This window comes from Streptomyces sp. NPDC101194 (assembly GCF_044767885.1).
Classification (GTDB): domain Bacteria; phylum Actinomycetota; class Actinomycetes; order Streptomycetales; family Streptomycetaceae; genus Streptomyces.
Genome location: NZ_JBIWOS010000006.1, coordinates 363,123 through 380,971, shown reverse-complemented (window position 1 = coordinate 380,971; position 17,849 = coordinate 363,123). Strand labels below are relative to the sequence as shown.

The following is a 17,849-nucleotide window of genomic DNA, read 5'->3' as shown; positions in this document are numbered from 1 at the left end:
AAACAGTTGCACGGGCAGTGAGTACGGCAGCCGTCGACCGGCACTCACGGGCGATCCCCGGAAGTGCGCGGCCACGCATGGACCAGGCAGCGGGGGCACACGTGGGCGAGAACGAGATGTCCATATTCGGCGTCTCGGAGGCCGAGGAAGAGGTCTACCGGCACTTCCTGCGCAATCCCGGCACCGCCACCGACGACCTGCACCTTCTGCTGCGTGCCGACCCGCGGACCGCCCGCTCGTGCGTCGACCGGCTCCAGGAACTCGGGCTGCTCCATCCCGAGGGCCCCGACCTGCGTATCTTCCCGACGGATCCGGAGGTCGCGCTGGCCCGGCTGATCGACTTACGTCTGCACACGCTTCACCAGGAGCTGCAGCGCGTCACCCGGTCCCGGCACGTCATCGACGGTCTACGCGCGGAGCAGGGGGCACGAAGACCCCCTCCTCCGGGCATCGAGCAGTTGGAGGGGCTCGCCCAGATCCGCGACCGGATCGACGACCTCGCCTTCTTCGCCCGGGACGAGATCCTCTCCGTCGAGCCGTACACCAAGCTGTCGCCCGAGAACATCGCCCGCTCGCGCCCGCTGGACCTGCGATGTCTGCGGCGCGGCGTGCGGATCAGAAATGTCGTCGCACGGGCCGCGCTGCACGATCCGGCCACTGCCGCCTATCTGCGGGAGCTGGCCGATCACGGGGCGGCGATCCGGGTGACGGCGCACACCGCGGAACGGCTGCTGGTGTACGACCGCAGGGCCGCGCTCGTCCCGCTGGATCCGCGCGACACCTCGCGCGGCGCGCTGCTCGCCCATCGCAGCGGCCTGGTCTCCAACATCATCGCCCTGTTCGAGAAGATCTGGGACCAGGCCGACGATCTCTCGCAGGCGCTCGGCGAGGACGCCGGGGCGCCGGGCACCGATCTGTCGGAGACCGAGCGGCGGGTGCTGGTGTCGATGTGCACCGTGGGCAAGGACGAGGCGGGCGCCCGGGAGGTCGGCGTCTCGGTGCGGACCTACCGGCGGTATGTCGCCGATCTGATGCAGAAGCTCGGCGCGGCGAGCCGCGCCCAGGCGGCGCTGCTGGCACGGGAGCGCGGCTGGATCTGAAAGGTGCGGGTCCCGGGCCGGTCCCGGGCCTCGCGCGCGGGTCCGAAGCCGGGTGAGGTGTCCGCGGCCGCGCCGCCGTGCCCTCATCGCTCCTCCGACCAGCCCTCCAGTGCCCGGTCGGCGAGGGCACTGGAGAGGGCGCGTCGAACCGTCTGCCGGTCAACGGTGGGGGCCAGGGCGATGCGCAGGGCTATCCGGTCCGGGCCCACGGACCTCGGCGTGCAGCTCCAGTGGGCGGGGAGCAGGCTCAGCAGACGTACGACGGTGGTCTCACCGGTCGGGGCAGCGGCGTCCCGGCGGACGGTGACCATGTCCACATGACCCGGGGCGTGGACGACTCCCCTGTCGACGCCGGTCATGGCGTGCCTCCTTCCGTGGCCAGCACATGTCGGGCGGCCGACGCCATCGCCACGATCCCGGCCGGCAGGGCGGCGCGGACGTCCGGCGCGAACTCCGGCGCATGGTTGGGCGGTACGCGCGGTCCGCCGTCCCTGGCGGCGCGCCACTGCCGTACCCCGGTCACGCCGAGCAGCCAGTACACCGTGGCCACCCCGGGGGCGCCGAACCACGAGAAGTCCTCGGTGGCCGTGAGGGGGCCGCAGTCCGCCACCCTCCACGCCCCGAACAGCGCCTCGTGCACGCCGCGTACGGACGCGGTGGCGGCGGCGTCCGTCAGCAGGGCGGGCGAACGCGCGGTGACGGTGAAGTCCGGCTCCTTCCAGCAGCCGGAGGCCGCACATTCGGCAGCGATGATCCGACGCGCGGCAGCCATCATCCGGTCGAGCACCGGATCGGACAACGCCCGGAAGCACAGCGCGAGTTCGGCCGTATCCGGGATGACATTGCCCCGCTCCCCGGCCCGCAGCATGCCGACGCTCAGGACCGCCTGCTCGGCCGGTGCGGTCTCCCGCGAGACGACGGACTGGAGCCGCAGGACGACGGCGGCCGCCGCGAGGACCGGGTCGATGGTGAGGTGCGGGGTACCGGCGTGGCCGCCGCGTCCGTACAGGGTGACGTCCACCGCCGCGCTGGCCGCCGTCAGCGGGGTCCGGAAGTCCGCGGCGTGCGCGAGGGTGCCGGCGGGGGCGGGCGAGGTGTGCTGGGCGAGGACCACGTCCGGGGTGCCGAACCGTTCGTACAGCCCGTCCGCGAGCATCTCGCGCGCCCCGGTCAGGGTCTCCTCGGCGGGCTGGCCCACCACCAGGACGGTGCCGCTCCATTCGGAGCGCGTCCGGGAGAGTTCGGCCACCGCTCCGGCCACCGCGGCGAGATGGAGGTCGTGTCCGCAGGCGTGCATCACTCCGGGCACGGTGCTGGCGTAGGCGAGGCCGGTGCGCTCGGTGACCGGGAGGGCGTCCAGTTCGGTGCGGAGCATGACGGTCGGTCCGGGCCCGTTGCGCAGGACGCCCACGATTCCGTGGCCGCCGCCGATCTTCCGGGTGACCGCGCAGCCGCTCGCCTCCAGGCGCGCGGCGAGCCGGTCGGCGGTGCCCCGCTCCGCCCCGGAGAGCTCCGGATGGGCGTGGACGTCGAGACAGAGCTCGATCGCGGGGCGCAGCACCTCCCGCGGCACGACCGGCGGCGAGGGCGGCGGTGAGGCCGAGGACGGGACCGGATGCGGGGGCGGGGGTTCGGCTGGGGCGGAGTTCTCCTTCATGTCATCTCACCTCGTTCCGCTGGGCGGGTGGGGTCCTCGTCCGTGAGCCTGCGCCGCCCCGGCTTCAGGAATTCGGCGTTCCGCTGTCATGGGGTGCCAGCGATCTGACAGCGAAAGCGCGGCCGATCTGACAGCGGCCCCCGCTGCAATGGCATCAGCTCAGGGGAACAGCGCCGGACCCGCCGGCCGGTCCCCGTGACCCAAGGGAGAACACCATGGCCCCGAAGACCGAGCTCGCCACCCTCGCCGACGAGATCCTGGAGCTGGAGTCGGAGACCTTCGAGATCTCGGACTACTCGGACGCCGCGGAGGTCGTGCTCGCCGGCTCGACGTCCTGCTCCTCGACGTCGACCTGCTCCAGCACCACCAGCACCACCTCCTGCTGCGCCTGACCCGGTCGCACGGCACGCACGTCCACAAGCCCTCTTCGCGGAGCACACGCGAAGGGGGCTCGCGGACGTCGTGCCCGCGCCGGTCAGGTCCGCACGGGTCACGTTCCCGCCGGTCGTCCGAGTACCGGTCACCTCCGCGCCGGCCGTCTCGGCCCCGGTCACGGGAAGGGGTGCGGAACGCGCTTGACCGCGGACTCCGGGAGGTCGTCGGCTCTCCGTCCCGCCACCCGCGGCGCGGTCCGCAGCCTGGGCATCAGCAGGGCGCGCTGCCGTGTCCAGCCGAAGTCCAGCGGCAGGAAGCCGGGCACGAGGGTGGCGACGGTGTGCAGGCCCATCCGACGCTGCTCGGGCGTGGTCTGGTCGACCACGATGACGTCGTGCCCGACGGCGGCGATCCGGTCGCGCAGCAGGTTCAGATCGTCCAGCAGGTCCCCGGTGCGCGGCCGCAGCGGCTCCCAGTCGCCGAAGACGTCGGCCGACGGGCGTACGGAGACGGGGTCCAGGTACTCCTTCGCGTGCTCGGCCATCGCGGGCAGCCCGTAGAGCTGGGCGTGGTCCTTCAGCTGCCGAACACGGGTGAAGTCCTGGGCCATGGCGGTGAGTTCGCCGTGGCGCTCGGCGACCTGGTAGGGCAGGTGCGGAATGTAGGTGAGGACTTCGGACAGGGCCGACTCGATGGTGCTCTCCGGATCGAATCCGGCGGCGGCGGCGAACGACAGCGTCCCGTACCCGCCGTCCCCGCGCACCGCGAGAGCCGTGACGACGGGGACGGGCAGGTCCATCCGGGTGTCGAAGGCATGGACCTCGTAGCCGTGCAGCGCGGCGCGGTCGGCCATCGTGCGGACGGCCGGGGAGCGGCACGAACCGAGGTCGATCGCGGTGAGGGGGGCCCGGCCGTACCAGGCCAGGAGGAAGGCGTCCCGCTCGATGATCTCAAGGAGCCCGAAGAGGATCGCCTCCTCCAGACTCCCGCCGGTGGCACAGCCGTTGGAGCATTCGAAGACGAAATTGTCGGCCTCGACCCCGGCGCTGTAGTGGGCGAGCCGGGCGGGGACGAGGACGGGGCGGTCGTCGCGCAGGGAGTGCCCCCACACCCAGGGGATGGGCCGGTCGGGGTCGAACGGGGAGACCATGGGGTCGTTCGCGTAGGTCTCCGGGGCGTAGAGGCCGCAGGCGGCGGGGTCGAGGGCCCGGTCGGACAGCCGGTTGTAGGAGTCGACCACGGGAGAGGTGCCGCGTCTGCGTGTGGTGCCCGCGTACCGTTCCAGGCCCTCCAGGTGGGCGAGGGTGCGGCTGGTGTCGTAGCTGTTGGCCTGGCCGCTCCAGGTGACGTCGTTGAGGCCGGCGTAGCCGCGCACGAAATGGGTGCCCGCGACCGGTGCCGTGGTGGTGGACGTCGGGTTGATCCAGATGTCGGAGCCGAGGGTGCCGCACACCGGGTTGGCGAGCGCCGCGGTCGGCAGGGGGTAGGAGGCGAGGGAGCGCAGCCGGTAGCCGTCCGGGTCGGGTTTGCGGGCGGGGCGCAGGACCATGCGCGCCGAGGCGGCGGTGTCCGGGACCTCCTGGACGCAGGAGGGGCAGAGGGGTTCGGGCAGGAGCGGGAACGTCGCGGTGGCGAGGGTCACCAGATCGATCCGGGTGACCCGGGGCAGCGCGCGGTCGGCGGGGGTCGCGTCGGGGATGTCGTGGCCGCCGCCCAGGACGGCGCGGTAGACGGCCCAGACGGCGTCGACCGCGTAGTCGGTGAGGACCGGCCAGTGGACGGCGCCGTTCGGTGCGCCGCCGAGCTCCAGCGCCTCGCGCTCCGAGCGGCTGCGCAGCCGCTGCCAGCGCATCGCCAGGCACTGTCCGCAGGCCGTGGTGCCCGGCTCGCCGCCCCAGGGCCCGATCAGCACGGCGCGTGAGGTGAGCTGGACACCGGCGGCGGGACGGGCGTCCGCGTACGGGTCGGGGCGGCCGAAGCCGAGGGTGTCGGCCGCGCCCAGCGGGACGACGAGGGGGGCCGGCAGCGCCGACGGGGCGGGCAGCCGCGCGTACCGCGTGGTCAGTTCGCCCTGGAGCGCGGCCCGGGCCGCTTCCAGCGGGCTCCCGGTGCGCCCGGGTGCGGCGGTGGGCGTCGTCATGACTTGTCGCTCCAGCGGAAGGTCCTGAGCGCGATCGCGCTCAGGACGAGGGCGAAGCCGGCGAGCACCGCGCAGGACAGACCGATGTCCGAGGCGGTCCCGTCGCCGGTCAGGGCTCCGGAGATCCCGTCGTTGAGGTAGCGCAGCGGCAGTACGCGGGAGAGGTTCTGCATCCAGGACGGCATGGCGTCCAGCGGGAAGAACGAACCGGACAGGAACGCCATGGGGATCATCAGGCAGTTGGCGACGGCGGCGACGGCTTCGGGGGTCTTCGCGTAACTGCCGACGACGACTCCCATCGCGAGGAACGCGGTGATGCCGATGACCAGCACCGGCAGGGCGAGCGGCCAGCGGCCGTCCAGCCGGAGCCCGAACGAGGGCAGCAGGGCGACGGAGACGAAGAGCACGGCCTGCACCGCGCCGATGCCCAGCGCCAGGACGTACCGGGAGGCGAGGACGGCGGACACCGGCGTCGGGGTCATCCGGATGAGGCGCAGGATGTCGTCGCGCCGCCACTGCATGAGGACGAAGCCGACGCCGAACACGGCCGCGTTGCCGACACCCCAGGACAGGACGCCGGGGGCGATGTAGTTGATGTACGGCTTGCCGCTCTCCTCGACCGTCTGCCCGTGGAAGATCAGTCCGAAGACCACCAGGAAGATGAGCGGGAAGGCGAAGGTGAAGAACAGGGTGGTCCTGTCGCGTGTGTAGGCCCGGTATCCGGCCTGGCTCAGCGCCGCGTATGCGCTCATCGGGGTGTCTCCGTATCGCTGGGTGCGAGGGTGGTGGGGGCCTGGGGGCGGCCGGCGGTCCGGCCCGTCACGACCGGGGGGCTCCGGTGAGCGTCAGATACACGTCTTCGAGACTCGCGGTGCGCGTCCGGACGCCCTGGAGACCGGCCAGGGCGTCGATCGCGGCCAGGACCCTGCCCGATTCGAGGGTCTCCAGGACGAGCGCGTCCGGCTCCTCGGTGACGCTGTCGACGCCTTCGATGGCCCGCGCCTGGTCGAGGGTCATGCGGCCCGCGGGGACCAGCAGCCGGGTGGTGGGGCCGGCCGCCGCGATCAGACGGGCGGGGCTGTCGAGGGCGGCGACGGAGCCGTCGACCATGATGGCGACGCGGTCGCAGAGCGCCTCGGCCTCGTCGAGGTGGTGGGTCGTGTAGATGATGGTGCGGCCCGCGCCCTTGAGGTCGCGCAGCACCTGCCACAGATCGCGCCGCGCCTGCGGGTCGAGGGCCGCGGTCGGCTCGTCCAGGAAGATCAGTTCGGGTTCGTGGACGAGCGCGGAGGCGATGGCGAGCCGCTGGCGCTGGCCGCCGGAGAGGTCGTCCACGCGGGTGTCTCCCTGCTCGGTGAGGCCGACGGAGGCCAGTGCCCGTTCGGCCGCCGCACGGCCCACCCGGTAGAGCGCGGCCATGGTGCGCAGATGTTCGCGGGCGGTGAGACGGACGAAGAACGCCGAGGTCTGGGTCTGTACGCCGAGCCTGGGCAGCAGGGCCGTGTCGCGCGGCCAGGGGGCCGTGCCGAGGACGGTCACGGTCCCGGAGTCGGCCCTGCGCTGCCCCTCCATGATCTCCACGAGGGTGGTCTTGCCCGCCCCGTTCGGGCCGAGCAGCCCGAAGAACTCGCCACGCGGCACGGTGAGGGACACCCCGTCGACGGCCCGCGTATCGCCGTACCGCTTGTGCACGTCGTCGAGGACGACGGCTGCCGGGAGGGGACCGTCGTCCGGGCCGGCCTGGTTGCCCGGGGAGGTGGACGGGGCGGTGGGGCTCATGGACTTCTCCTTGTCCGCCGCCGGGGGCGGCTCGGACCTTCGGGGCGGCGGATCGGCACGCGGTGGGTGGTCAGACGGTGAGCAGATGGTGGGCGGCCGCCACGACGGCGGCGAGGATCAGTGCGAGCACGAGCACCGAACCCAGCCCGTAGCCGAGGTACGCGGTCCGGGCGCGGCGCGGGTAGTCGGCCGCCGCCGGGTCGCGGCGGGCGACCAGGCGCAGATACGTGCCGGTCGACGCGGCGAGTCCGGTGGCCCCGCACAACTGGCTCACGATCCGGTAGCCGTCGAGCGGCGGGAACGGGACCAGCATGGCGATCGCCTGCGCGCTGCCGAGGAGCAGCAGGGCGCCGAGCGCGTCATGCGTGGCCGTGTCGAGCGGGGCGAACATCCACAGGGCGCAGAACGGGAGCAGGAACAGCAGGTTCATCACCGCACCCGCCAGCGCGGTGTGGATGCGTTGCCGACGGGATCCCAGATAGAGGTAGTTGCCGACCGTGCAGTACATGATGACCACGGGCAGCCGCCAGCGCAGACCGATTTCGGCCACCGTGCCTCCGTGGTGCCGGGCGACGACCCCGTGGGCGAGTTCATGCAGGGCGGTGCTGAACCAGAGCAACGTGGCGGCGCCCGTCAGCAGCACGGGATTGGTGAACAACTCCCTTGTGGAGAAGAGGAGTTCACCCATACGCAGGGCGACCACCACCTCCATCGCCACCACCAGCGCGAGCAGGGGCAGCAGCCACCCCGGAGCCAGCAGGAAGCCGACCGCCCGGTGCAGCCGGGCGGTGACCGCGTCGGCGTCGGCGACCAGCCGGACACTGCCGCGCAGCACCCCGCGCGCGGGCTCGGCGGGCCCGGTGGCGGCGACGGACCTCTCGGATGCGACGGACCCCTCGGGTGCGGCGGGTCCGGCAGGGGTGCGGGCGTCGGCCCCGGCCAGCAGTCCACGGGCCCCGAGCATCCGCAGGATCTGCTGCCAGCGGGCCCCGTCCAGACGGCGCCCGTACGCACGGGCGTACTCCTCGCCGATCTCCCGCAGACTCCGCTCGCCGTCCATCCGGGCGATGAGGAAGTGCTCCTTGGGACCGACCCGGAAGGAGCTTCCGCTGTCGGTGTCCTTGATCAGGTGCACCGTCGCGGCGCCGTCCAGCAGAGCGTCGCTGAGCAGGACCCGGGGCCGCAGCGCGGGCCGGTACTCGGCGAGGGCGTCGGCGGCGGCGCTCATCCCGGCTCCCGCAGGGCCCGGCCGAGCACGTGCGAGAGGTACGCCTCGTCCCTGATCGTCACGTGCAGCCGGTTGTTGGTCATATGCATGTACGGGGAGAGGAGCAGCGGCAGGGAGGCCGCCGGATCGGTGACCTGTTCGTCGCGCTCGCCGTCCCAGGAGCGGAACGTCAGATCGCCGTCGAGGGTCAGTGCGACGGCTCTGTCACGGAGTTCGACGCAGTGCTCGGCCCAGCCGGCGAGGAATCCGGGCAGCCGCGCCGCACCGTCCTCGTCCGCCACGGCGGCCCGGACCGCGGCGAAGCGGGCGGCCAGCCCGGCCGCCATCGAGGCGTAGTTGCGGTCGTACTCGTCGCTGCCGATGAACCCCGTGCCGGGGAAGGCCCGGTGCCAGAACTCGTAGTAGCTGTCGAGGTAGTCGGCGAGTTCCCCTCGGTCCGGCAGAAAGGCCGCGGACATCACCATCATCAGCTGGGCGGAGGTGCCGAGCAGCACGGTCCGCAGATGGAGGTTCTTCGTCCGAAAGGCGTCGATGACCAGGTCGCTGGAGCGCCTGAAATGCCATTCGGCGAGCTCGATCCCGGCCGGACCGCCGTACTTGCCGTACTCGGGCTCGTAACGCTCCTCGCTGCGCGAGTTGTTGGGGCGCAGGTTCATCCGGCCCTGGTCGTCCATGTAGTGGCCGCGTTCAGCACCCGGGAACTCGATGTCGAACAGGGTGTTGTAGAAGTCGTTGAGGAACCCGGAGTCCACCTCGTACAGCGCGGGCCGTTCCGCCAGGAACACGTCCACGGCCGCCTCGGTACGGCGTCGCACCTCGGCCTCGGCGTCCGGGGACGAGGGACGGATCCGCAGCCTCACATGAGGCCCCTCCAACCAGTAGTTGATGAAGAAGTAGCCGGCGAGCAGACCGTCCGCCTCCAGCTCCGCCACCAGCGGACGGATGCAATGGGTGAGCATGGGCCGGGGGTTGGCGGCGTAGAAGATGTGGGTGGCCTGCCAGGCTCCGGCCCGGCGGGTCCGCGTGGCGGCCGGGGTGGGCGGGGCTGGACTCATGAGTGGTCCCTCCTTCGGACGGGGGTGACGGTCTCCACCGCGAGCTCGGCGACATGGCGGCCCCGGCCGGAGAAGGTGTGCAGCCCGTCCTCGTCGGGCAGCATCTCCCGGAACACGACCCGGGCCCCGTCGCTCCTGATCAGTGCCTCGAACGCGGACAGGGAGAGCGGGCTGTCGAAGTCGACGTAGCTCGGCTTGCCGCCGGTCGCCCCGCGCGCGCCGCTGTCGGCGACGGTGGCGAAGACCCGGTCCGGCAGGCCGTGGGCGCGGCGGAACGCGTGCCAGCCCAGGAACCAGGCGTCCTCCCCGGCCCCCGGCCCGCGCAGCGGCAGCACGGTCGCGGGCGCGCTCCAGCTGCGCCGGCTGAGCACCACACTGCCGTGCCGGACCCTCGGCCTGCGGGTGACTCCGCCGTCCGGGGCACCCTCGGGGACGCCGCCCCACACGTTGAGCGGGGACATGGAGGTGGGCGAGAGGAGGAGCAGGGTGCGGGGCAGTTCGGGCAGCGCCAGCGGGACGAGGTAGCCGAGATAGACGGGCACCACCTCCTTGCCCAGCCGGGTGGAGCGCAGGACGAGCCGGTCCGCGGCCCGGTCGTGGACGAGGTACAGGTCGTCCAGGTGGATGCGGTTGGGCGCGGGCAGGGTGCCGCGCTCGCCGGGGCAGACGATCTCGTACTCGGTGAGCCTGCCGTGCAGATTGAGATTGCTGGTGACGGGCCCGCCGGTGACCTCGGCCAGGACGGCGCCCTCGGGCACGAGACCGGCGGTGGCGGAGAGCAGTTGTTCGTCGAGGCCGTCGAAGAGATGCGTGAACCTGCTGAACGGGAAGGAGACGCCCCCGTACGAACGGTTGAGGACGACCAGCGGGTCGGCGGGCCGGTCGACGATCTGCACATGGTGCGCGAGCGGGCTGAACTCCGTCTCCAAGGAAGCCAGTTCACCGGCCACCTCGTCGAGGACGTCCGCGTCGACATGGATCTCGCCGCCGTCGCCGGTCTTCTCCCAGGCCGACCACAGGGCACACATCCGTTCCACGAAGGCCTGCCGGGCCGTGTCGAGGGCCTTGAGCTGCGGCAGGGAGAGCCAGTTCTCCTCGGGTACGTAGTTCCCGTCCGCGTCGAACGCGGTGCGCTTCGCGGTGAACGACATGTACTGGTCGAAGAAGTCCTCGTGGAAGTCGTGCACCAGCTTCAGCAGGTCGTCGCAGCGTCCGCCCTGCCCGTACCGGGCGAGGAAGAACCCCTTGAACGTGACGCGCTGCGGCAGGGTCAGGTCGAAGGCGGGCAGCACCCGCTCCACCGCGCCGAGCGGCCCGGCCGCCAGCCCCTCCCAGGCGGCCGCGGAGAGTTCGGTGCGCCGTCCGGCCGCCACGTCCTCGTACAGCAGGGTCTGCGGGATCCTCGCCCGGTCCATGCCGAGCTCCGTCACCTGGACGGCGCTCAGCTCGACGCGCAACTCGGCCATCAGGGCACGCCGTTCGGCCGGGCCCGCGTCCGCGAACCGTTCGACACGGGAGGCGGGGGCGTCGAGCCGGGCGGCCAGCCGGTCCGCCCAGGGGCGGTCCAGTCCGCGCAGCGAGTTCTGGAAGGCGCGCAGCGGATCGGTGTCGTGGACCTCGGTCCGCAGGCAGGGGACCTGCACCATCCCCAGGTCGAGGAGCGCCTGGAGGTAGTGCGCGCACTCGGCCTCCCCGGCGTCCTGGTCCTCGGCCAGCCAGTCGGCCAGTTCCCCGTATCGAAGGGTGCCGCGCTCCTCGAACAGGCCGAGGAGGCGCTCCAGGGTGCCGCTGCGGCGGAGGAAGAACAGCCGGTCCTTCACCGCGTCGAAGGTGACGGCGGTGTCCTCGTCGCCCTGCGTGGTCCAGCGCCGCACATAGCGGACCCGGTCGTCGTCGCGGCCCCAGCCGGAGGCCGGGGCGACCGGCAGATCGGCGCGGCGCACCGGGTCGGCGATCACGGCCTGGGCGAGCCTGCCGACGGCGACGACATTGAGCCGCAGCAGCCCGGCCCATTCCTCGTCGATCCGGACCGTGAGCCCCCGGTCCTCGGCGGAGTCGTCGAAGGTACCGAGGGCGACCCCGGTGAACGTGGAGAACGGGCTGGTCTTGCAGGCCGTCCGGTAGAGGTACGAGAGCAGTGAGCGCTCGATCTTGCGCCGCTTCTTGTCCGGCACCGTCCCGGCGTCGCTCCTCGTGTACGCGTCGAGCTGTGCGTCCAGCGCGGGGGAGGCCAGCGGCAGCCCCTTGCGCAGCCGCTCCTCCCCCGCCAGCCGGCGCAGTGCCTCGCGGGCGCGCCCGGTCTCGTCGGCGAGCAGGGCGCGGCCCGCCGCCCGGTGCTCGTCCAGCCGTCGCCGGTCGGTCAGCCAGGCCGCCAGCGCCGTGCCGGTGGCCGCGTCGAGTCCCCCCACCAGCGCCGACGCGCGGTCGGCGGCCTCGGTCCCCGGCAGCCGGTTGTTGAAGACGTCGCGGCGCAGGCGCAGCAACGTGCGGCGCAGCGCCTCGTCCTCGCTGCCGCCGATGAGGCCGTGGAGCAGGTCGCCGAGCCGCTCGCCGTCGGCGCGCGACCGCTCGGTGGCGTCCAGGACCTCGTCGGCCCAACGGCGGCTCTGCGGGCAGCGCAGCGCCTTTACGCTCTCGACCGGCAGCCCGGCGACCCGCAGCATGAAGCGGGGGCGGGTGACGGTGGCGGTGGATGGGTGGTCCGGCGTCATGGCGGGTGGTCTCCCCTTCTCGTTCCGGTGGTCGTCCAAGGTGGCCGCGCTCAGGCGATCTCGTACCGGAAGTCGGCCGGGGCGGGCCGCTCGTTGCCGATCATCATGATCAGCAACGGCGCCTCCCCCGTCCCGGCGAGGGAGAGTTCCTCGATGTACGAGATGTTGTCGAAGCCGAGCGCCACCCCGCAGCCGACGCCCACGGCGGACGCGGCGGTGTAGGCGGTCTGCGCGATCGCCCCGACAGTGGCGTTCACCAGGCGGTATCCACGGTCCCCGACGGCGTCCAGGACGGCTTCGGTGCGCACGGTGGGCACCAGGACCGCGCCCGCCTGCTCCAGGTTGTAGTTCGACAGGAAGTAGTTCTTCTGCAGGAACTCCCCCGGCCTGCCCGCCTTCACCAGCCGCAGAACGTGCGCGTCGGGGTCGTACTCGTACGCACCGGGCTCGATCCCCTCGACATGGCCGACGAACGCGTAGAGCTTCGCCAGCCGCTGCCCTCCGGTGTCCCCGCCGATCCGCGAACCGGCCACGGAGGCCGCCAGGCAGCCGGCCAGCTGCTCGGCTCCGATCGGGCGCTGGGCGTCGAAGCGGCCGAAGCTGCTGCGGCGGGCGCGCAGGGCGGTGCGTACGTCCGTGCCGAGCGGCGGGGGCGGCGGCAGCGCCACCTCCGGGCGGGCCGGATCGGCGGGGTGCGCGGCCGCGGGGGCGAGCACCGCCGGGTCGGGGCGGTCGGTGGCGCCGGCGGCGGTGACGGCCTGCATCCGCCGGAGCGCGTCGAAGGTGAGGACGGTGCGCGAACGCTCACGGTCCCGGTGGCGCACGGAGACCGGGGCGGCCAGGGGGGTACGGGCGGCGGCCCCGGCCCAGTCGAGCGGTACGACGGCGAAGACGCCCTCCGCCGCCGTGTCGACACCGAGCAGCCGGCCGAGCCGTTCCTCGTCGAACCAGAGCGCGGGCTGTACGGACAGTCCCCGCGCGCCGGCCCACATCCGCCAGGTCTGCACACACGCGCCGAGGTCCATGGACACGGCGTGGAAGGAGAAGTTGTTGTACTTGAAGGCGTTCTGCCAGTACTTGATGCCGAGGACCAGGTACTGATCGGTGTCCGGCCCCGGAGCCCCGTCCCCGAGCGCGGCCCGCACCTCGCCGGAGACGTCCCCGGTCAGCAGCCGCTGCATCGCGTGGTGCCGCGTGGAGTAGTAGTGCACCCCCGGCGGTACGGGACCGCTCGGCCCGGACACCCAGTAGACGCTGACCGGGTAGAGCCCGCCGCCGGACGCCGAGCCCCGCGACCAGTTGGCGAGCGGGTAGTGCGGCAGCGCACCGAGGTCGGTGTTGGTCTGGATGCCCAGGCGGCGGCCCGTCAGCCCGTAGGAGTCGCGGAGCATCCCGGCGAGCAGCGTGAGATCGAACTTCCCTTCCCCGCATGCCTCCTGGGCGATCCCCCGGTCGAGCGCGGCGTCGGCCGGGTAGTCGCAGTCGGGCAGCGGAAGGCTGTCGACGCCGGGGTAGAACTTGGCCTTGCGCGGGCCGTCCGACCAGTTCGGCACGAAATCGGCGGGGTCCATCGGGACCCGGCCGCGCTGAAGGATCGCGGCGGCGTATTCATGGGCGTACCCCATGGCGGGCTCCTCGGTCACGGGAAGGGGTGCGGGGCGGGGTTGAGGTCGGCGTCGGTGAGATCGCTCCCGCGCAGCCCGGCCTCGCGCAGGGCGGTACGCAGCCGGTCCATGCCGAGGGCGCGCTGCCGGGTCCAGCCGAAGTCGATCGGCAGCAGTCCGGGCACGATCACGCCGACCGTGGTCAGACCCAGCTCACGCTGTTCCGGCATGGTCTGGTCGACGACGACCACATCGAATCCGGCGGCGGTGACGGCGTCCACGCACCGGGTCAGGTCGGTGCGCACATCGTCGGAGACGGGCAGCGCCGAGCCGTCCCCGTACAGCTGGTCGAAGGACCGCAGGGGCGGGCGCGGCGCTCCCGGTTCGCCGATCAGGAAGTGCGCGTGGCGGCCCATCTCCGGGATGCCGTAGAGCAGGGGGTGGTCGTGCAGTGCCTCGACCCGGTGGAAGTCCTCCGCCATGGCGCGCAGCCGTTCCTGGTCGCGTTCGGTGCGCCGGCGGAGGTTCACCGCGTCCGTGGCGATCTCGCAGAGCGCTCCGGCCAGGGCTGCCTCCGGGTCCAGCCCGGCGCCCGCGCCGAAGCACATCAGACCGGGGCCGCCGTCCCGCCGCACGGCGACCCCCGTGACGACCGGGACCGGGAAGGAGATCCGGGTGTCGAAGAAGCGGGCCTCGTAGCCGTACATCTCCAGCCGGTCGACCATCTGGCGGGTGGCCGGGCGGCGGCTGGTGCGCGGGTCGATCTCCGGGAGGGACGCCTTCCCGTACCAGGCGAGCAGGAACGCGTCGCGCTCGACGACCTCCATCAGCCCGAAGTAGACGGCCTCTTCGAGGCAGCCTCCCGAGGCACAGCCGTTGGAGCTCTCCTGGACGAAGCGGTTCTCCAGGCCGGGGGCGTGGTAGTACGTGAGGACCTCGGGCACCAGGACCGTGCGCCGGTCGCGCAGGGACCAGCCGTGGACCCAGGGGATCGCGCGGTCCGGGGTGAACGGGGTCACGCGCGGGTTGGCCCGGTGGAAGGCGTCGGAGTACAGCCCGCACACCCGCGGGTCGAGCGCGTGCTCGCCACGGGCGCGCAGGGCGTTCAGGGAGTCCCGGGTCCGCACCGCCCTGGACCGGGAGCGCATGCCCGCGTACCGCTCGAGTCCTTCGAGCACACCGATCCGCATGCTCTCGGCGAAGGTGTCGGCGTGGCCGCCCCAGAAGGTCTCGCGCAGATACTCCCCCGAGCGCATCGAGAAGCAGCCGATGGTGGCGGAGGTGGAGGTGGAGGAGACGTCCTGGACGACGGACGGGCCGAGCGAACCGCACACCGGGTTGGCGTACGGCTCGACGGGCAGTGCGTACTCCTCGATGTCCCGGACCCGGAAGCCGCCCGGACGGTGCTTGGGCGCCGGGCGCAGGGTGAGCGTGGCCGCCCCGGCGGTGTCCGGCTCCCGCACCCCGCAGCGCGGGCACTCGGGGTCGGGGACGAGCGGGTAGTGGCGGACCGTCAGCGTCCGCAGGTCCACCAAGTGCACGGCGGGCAGGGCGCCGGTCTCCGGTCCGGTGCCGCCGAGCCGGGCGGCGACGACCCCCGCGAGCGCGTGCGCGGCGAACGGTGTGAGGTACGGGGACTCCCCGGCCGCCCGGGTGCCCGAGCCGAGCTCCAGCGCCTCGCGCAGCGCGACGGAACGGACCGACTGCCAGCGCCGTTCGAGGCAGTGGGCGCAGATCCGCCGGCCGGCGCGTCCGGGCGGCGCGAACGGGCCGACGACGACGTGCGAACCGTAGAACCGGACGGGCACGGCTGCTTCCGCCACCGGGGCGCCGGTGACCGCCGCCGCGCCCGCGAAGGCGTCGCGCACGCCGAGCGGCGCCACGTCCAGCGGCGGCGGGGTGCCGTGGTGGGTCAGGGCCAGCGCCTCGTGCAGGAGCTCCGCGAGCGTGCGCGCGGACTCCGCCGCCACGGGACGATCGCCGCGGACGGGGGTCTCAACGGGCATCGGGCCCGCCCTCGCCGTCCACCGTGAGCAGCACCCGGGCGGTACTGATGCCGCCGGTGGCGAGATCGGCCGGGGTGGTGGGCACGTACAGCGCGTCGCGTCCGGCGAGCCGGAGCCGGTCGAGCACTCCGGTGAACGTGGCCGTGGGCCCGGCCGCCGTGACGGGGGCGCCGGTGACCGCGATGCTCCCGGCGGCGAGGTCGCTCACCAGCGGGTCGCCGAGGTCGACCTCCGCGTCCGGGTCCTCGGCGGCGAGTTGTGCCCGGCCGAGCAGATCCCGCAGCGCGGCGCAGGCCGCGGCCCGGCGCGACAGTCCCGCGCCGACCGCCCAACGCCCCGGCGTCCGCTCCCCGTCGGGTTCCCGGGCCAGTACCACCTGGGCCGAGGTGCGCTCCTCCTCCCCCAGGTCCAGCAGCTCCACGGCGAGATCCAGGTTGGCCGCGGACTTCAGCAGGAACACCAGTTCCGGGTCGTCGCCGTCGGCGGAGACCGGGCTCACCACCGCCGCACCCCGGACCGCCCGCAGCAGTGCGTCGTGCGCCAGCGCCGACAACAGGCCGACCCCCGCGGCCTCCCGTGCGTCCGCACCCGCGCCCGCACCCGCCGCCGTGGCCAGATGGAGCCGGTCCCGGTTGTCCGCCCCGAAGGTGCGCACGGCCGCGGCCGGCACCCGGACCGGTTCCTTCCCGATCAGCGAGGTCGCGACGGTCCAGGCGTCCGGCAGCGCGCCGGTCCCGCCGCCGGTGGTCAGCACGTCGGGGCCCAGGATCCGGTCGGCCGGCTCCGCCGCGGCCGGGGCCAGGGGCACCACGTGCTCCACGTACGCCGCAGCCGCCGCGTACAGCGCCCGCATCCGCGCGCCCGCCAGATGGTGCACGTCGAAGGCGGCGATCCTGCGCCGCGGCCCGGTGCCGAGCGCCACCTCGACCCGGCTGAGCTTCAGCGGGGTCTGCGTCAGCCCCTCGTCGTCGTAGCGGGTGAAGATCCCGGTGTGCGGGCGCACCAGCGCCCCGCTGATCCGGTTCAGCTCCTCGACCATGGCCTCCGCGTCGCGGGCGGTCTCCACGGTCGGGGTGACGGGCAGTGCCAGGCCGTCCGGCAGCGCGGGCGCCGGTTCGCGGACGTCCAGGGCTGCGCAGCGACCGCAGCGGGGGTGCGGCCGCACCGGCTCGGACATCACGTCCAGCGAGGCCAGGTCCTGGACCAGGACCTGGCCGGCGGTCTCGGCGGGCAGCGCACCGGTGGTGAGGCGGAAGATCTCGTAGCCGAGGAGGTTGCCCACCATCGCGGCGACCGGGCCGGACAGTTCGTCCCGGGACACCGGGGTGGCACCCGCGGCCTCGCCCCAGAGCGCGGCGGCCTCCCCGGCCGACACATTGCCGCCCAGCCTCAGCAGGGCGCAGGACCAGCAGCCGGTGGCGGTCGCGGTGGAGAGCGGGCCGACGACGAGCCGCTCGCCGAACAGCCAGGCGGGGATGAGGGTCCGGCCCTCGGGCACGCCGGCGGCGAGCAGCCGGTGGGTGCGCGCCCCGGCCCCGGCCCCGGTCACCACGACGACGTCGTAGCCGTCGAGGGCCGCCCAGTCGGCCCGCGGACCGGCGGCGATCCGGTCCGCCCGTGCGGCGCCCCCGGCCGCCTCGGCCGTGACCTCGCCGAACTCCGTGGTCGTGCCGATCCGCACGCACCCGTTCCGCAGCAGGCTCAGCGCGCACCACCGGGCGATCTCGTCGTCGCCGAGCACCGCGACGCGGGTGGCGCGGAAGCGGGCGAAGCGTTCCGGCGCACCGTCGACGTAGTGGTCGACATAGGCGATCTGGGCCGCGAACCGCTGCGCCACCTCCTCCGGTACCGGCCCGGCCCCGGTGCCGGGCTCGGGCACGTCGCGGGCGAACCCCCGCTCGTACAGCGTCCTGACCAGCTCTGCCGCCATCGCCCGCTGTCCCGGCCCGAAGCCCGCGCAGACGTCGGCGAGCCGGTGGTGGCCGGCCAGGTGCGGGACGACGAGGGAGGCGAAGCGGTAGGCGGTGCGTCCGGCCAGGTGGAACCCGCCGTCGGCGTTGTGGAAGAGCACCCCGCCGGGGGTCTCGGTGAACAGCACGTCCCGGCGGATGCGCGGCCGGGTCGCGGCGAGCGCGTCGAACGTCCCGGTCACTGCGGTTTCGGCACTCTCGGCAGTCTCGGCACTCTCGGCCAT

13 protein-coding genes are annotated in these 17,849 nt (G+C 73.4%); 2 read left to right on the top strand and 11 right to left on the bottom strand.

What is annotated here, in order from left to right:
• Positions 1-101: 101 nt before the first annotated feature.
• Entirely contained in the window at positions 102-1,100 is a 999-nt protein-coding gene (locus tag ACIRP2_RS24230; RefSeq protein ID WP_404253759.1) for a LuxR C-terminal-related transcriptional regulator, read from the top strand.
• Positions 1,101-1,183: 83 nt separating this feature from the next.
• Here ACIRP2_RS24230 and ACIRP2_RS24225 read toward each other — a convergent pair whose 3' ends face one another.
• Both ACIRP2_RS24225 and ACIRP2_RS24220 read right to left on the bottom strand, forming a co-directional pair.
• Positions 1,184-1,459 (bottom strand): hypothetical protein, encoded by a 276-nt coding sequence (locus ACIRP2_RS24225; protein WP_404253537.1) that lies wholly within the window; start codon positions 1,457-1,459, stop codon positions 1,184-1,186.
• Positions 1,456-2,757 (bottom strand): amidohydrolase, encoded by a 1,302-nt coding sequence (locus tag ACIRP2_RS24220; protein WP_404253535.1) that lies wholly within the window; start codon positions 2,755-2,757, stop codon positions 1,456-1,458. The genes ACIRP2_RS24225 and ACIRP2_RS24220 overlap by 4 nt, the downstream gene beginning before the upstream one ends.
• A gap of 215 nt (positions 2,758-2,972) precedes the next feature.
• On the opposite strand from ACIRP2_RS24220, the gene ACIRP2_RS24215 reads away from it, so the two are divergent.
• Positions 2,973-3,149 (top strand): thiazolylpeptide-type bacteriocin, encoded by a 177-nt coding sequence (locus ACIRP2_RS24215; protein ID WP_073790073.1) that lies wholly within the window; start codon positions 2,973-2,975, stop codon positions 3,147-3,149.
• A gap of 158 nt (positions 3,150-3,307) precedes the next feature.
• On the opposite strand, the gene ACIRP2_RS24210 is transcribed toward ACIRP2_RS24215, so the two are convergent.
• The 9 genes from ACIRP2_RS24210 to ACIRP2_RS24170 form a co-directional block, all read right to left on the bottom strand.
• A complete protein-coding gene (locus ACIRP2_RS24210; RefSeq protein WP_404253532.1) occupies positions 3,308-5,272 on the bottom strand; it encodes a TOMM precursor leader peptide-binding protein in 1,965 nt (654 codons plus the stop codon).
• A complete protein-coding gene (locus ACIRP2_RS24205; protein WP_404253530.1) occupies positions 5,269-6,024 on the bottom strand; it encodes an ABC transporter permease in 756 nt (251 codons plus the stop codon). The genes ACIRP2_RS24210 and ACIRP2_RS24205 overlap by 4 nt, the downstream gene beginning before the upstream one ends.
• 67 nt (positions 6,025-6,091) lie before the next feature.
• The gene (locus tag ACIRP2_RS24200) at positions 6,092-7,051 is read right to left on the bottom strand and encodes an ABC transporter ATP-binding protein (protein ID WP_404253528.1); all 960 of its coding nucleotides are present in this window, start codon (positions 7,049-7,051) and stop codon (positions 6,092-6,094) included.
• Positions 7,052-7,121: 70 nt separating this feature from the next.
• Entirely contained in the window at positions 7,122-8,279 is a 1,158-nt protein-coding gene (locus ACIRP2_RS24195) for a M50 family metallopeptidase (RefSeq protein WP_404253526.1), read from the bottom strand.
• The gene (locus ACIRP2_RS24190; protein ID WP_404253524.1) at positions 8,276-9,334 is read right to left on the bottom strand and encodes a lantibiotic dehydratase C-terminal domain-containing protein; all 1,059 of its coding nucleotides are present in this window, start codon (positions 9,332-9,334) and stop codon (positions 8,276-8,278) included. Before ACIRP2_RS24190 ends, ACIRP2_RS24195 begins: the two co-directional genes overlap by 4 nt.
• Positions 9,331-12,045 carry a lantibiotic dehydratase gene (locus tag ACIRP2_RS24185; protein ID WP_404253522.1) on the bottom strand — a complete coding sequence of 905 codons (2,715 nt, stop codon included), beginning with the start codon at positions 12,043-12,045 and terminating at the stop codon, positions 9,331-9,333. The genes ACIRP2_RS24190 and ACIRP2_RS24185 overlap by 4 nt, the downstream gene beginning before the upstream one ends.
• 50 nt (positions 12,046-12,095) lie before the next feature.
• On the bottom strand, positions 12,096-13,670 hold the full coding sequence (locus ACIRP2_RS24180) for a nitroreductase family protein (protein ID WP_404253520.1): 1,575 nt from the start codon (positions 13,668-13,670) through the stop codon (positions 12,096-12,098).
• A 14-nt stretch (positions 13,671-13,684) separates the two neighbouring features.
• On the bottom strand, positions 13,685-15,655 hold the full coding sequence (locus ACIRP2_RS24175) for a TOMM precursor leader peptide-binding protein (protein ID WP_404253518.1): 1,971 nt from the start codon (positions 15,653-15,655) through the stop codon (positions 13,685-13,687).
• Entirely contained in the window at positions 15,645-17,849 is a 2,205-nt protein-coding gene (locus tag ACIRP2_RS24170) for a TOMM precursor leader peptide-binding protein (RefSeq protein ID WP_404253516.1), read from the bottom strand. Before ACIRP2_RS24170 ends, ACIRP2_RS24175 begins: the two co-directional genes overlap by 11 nt.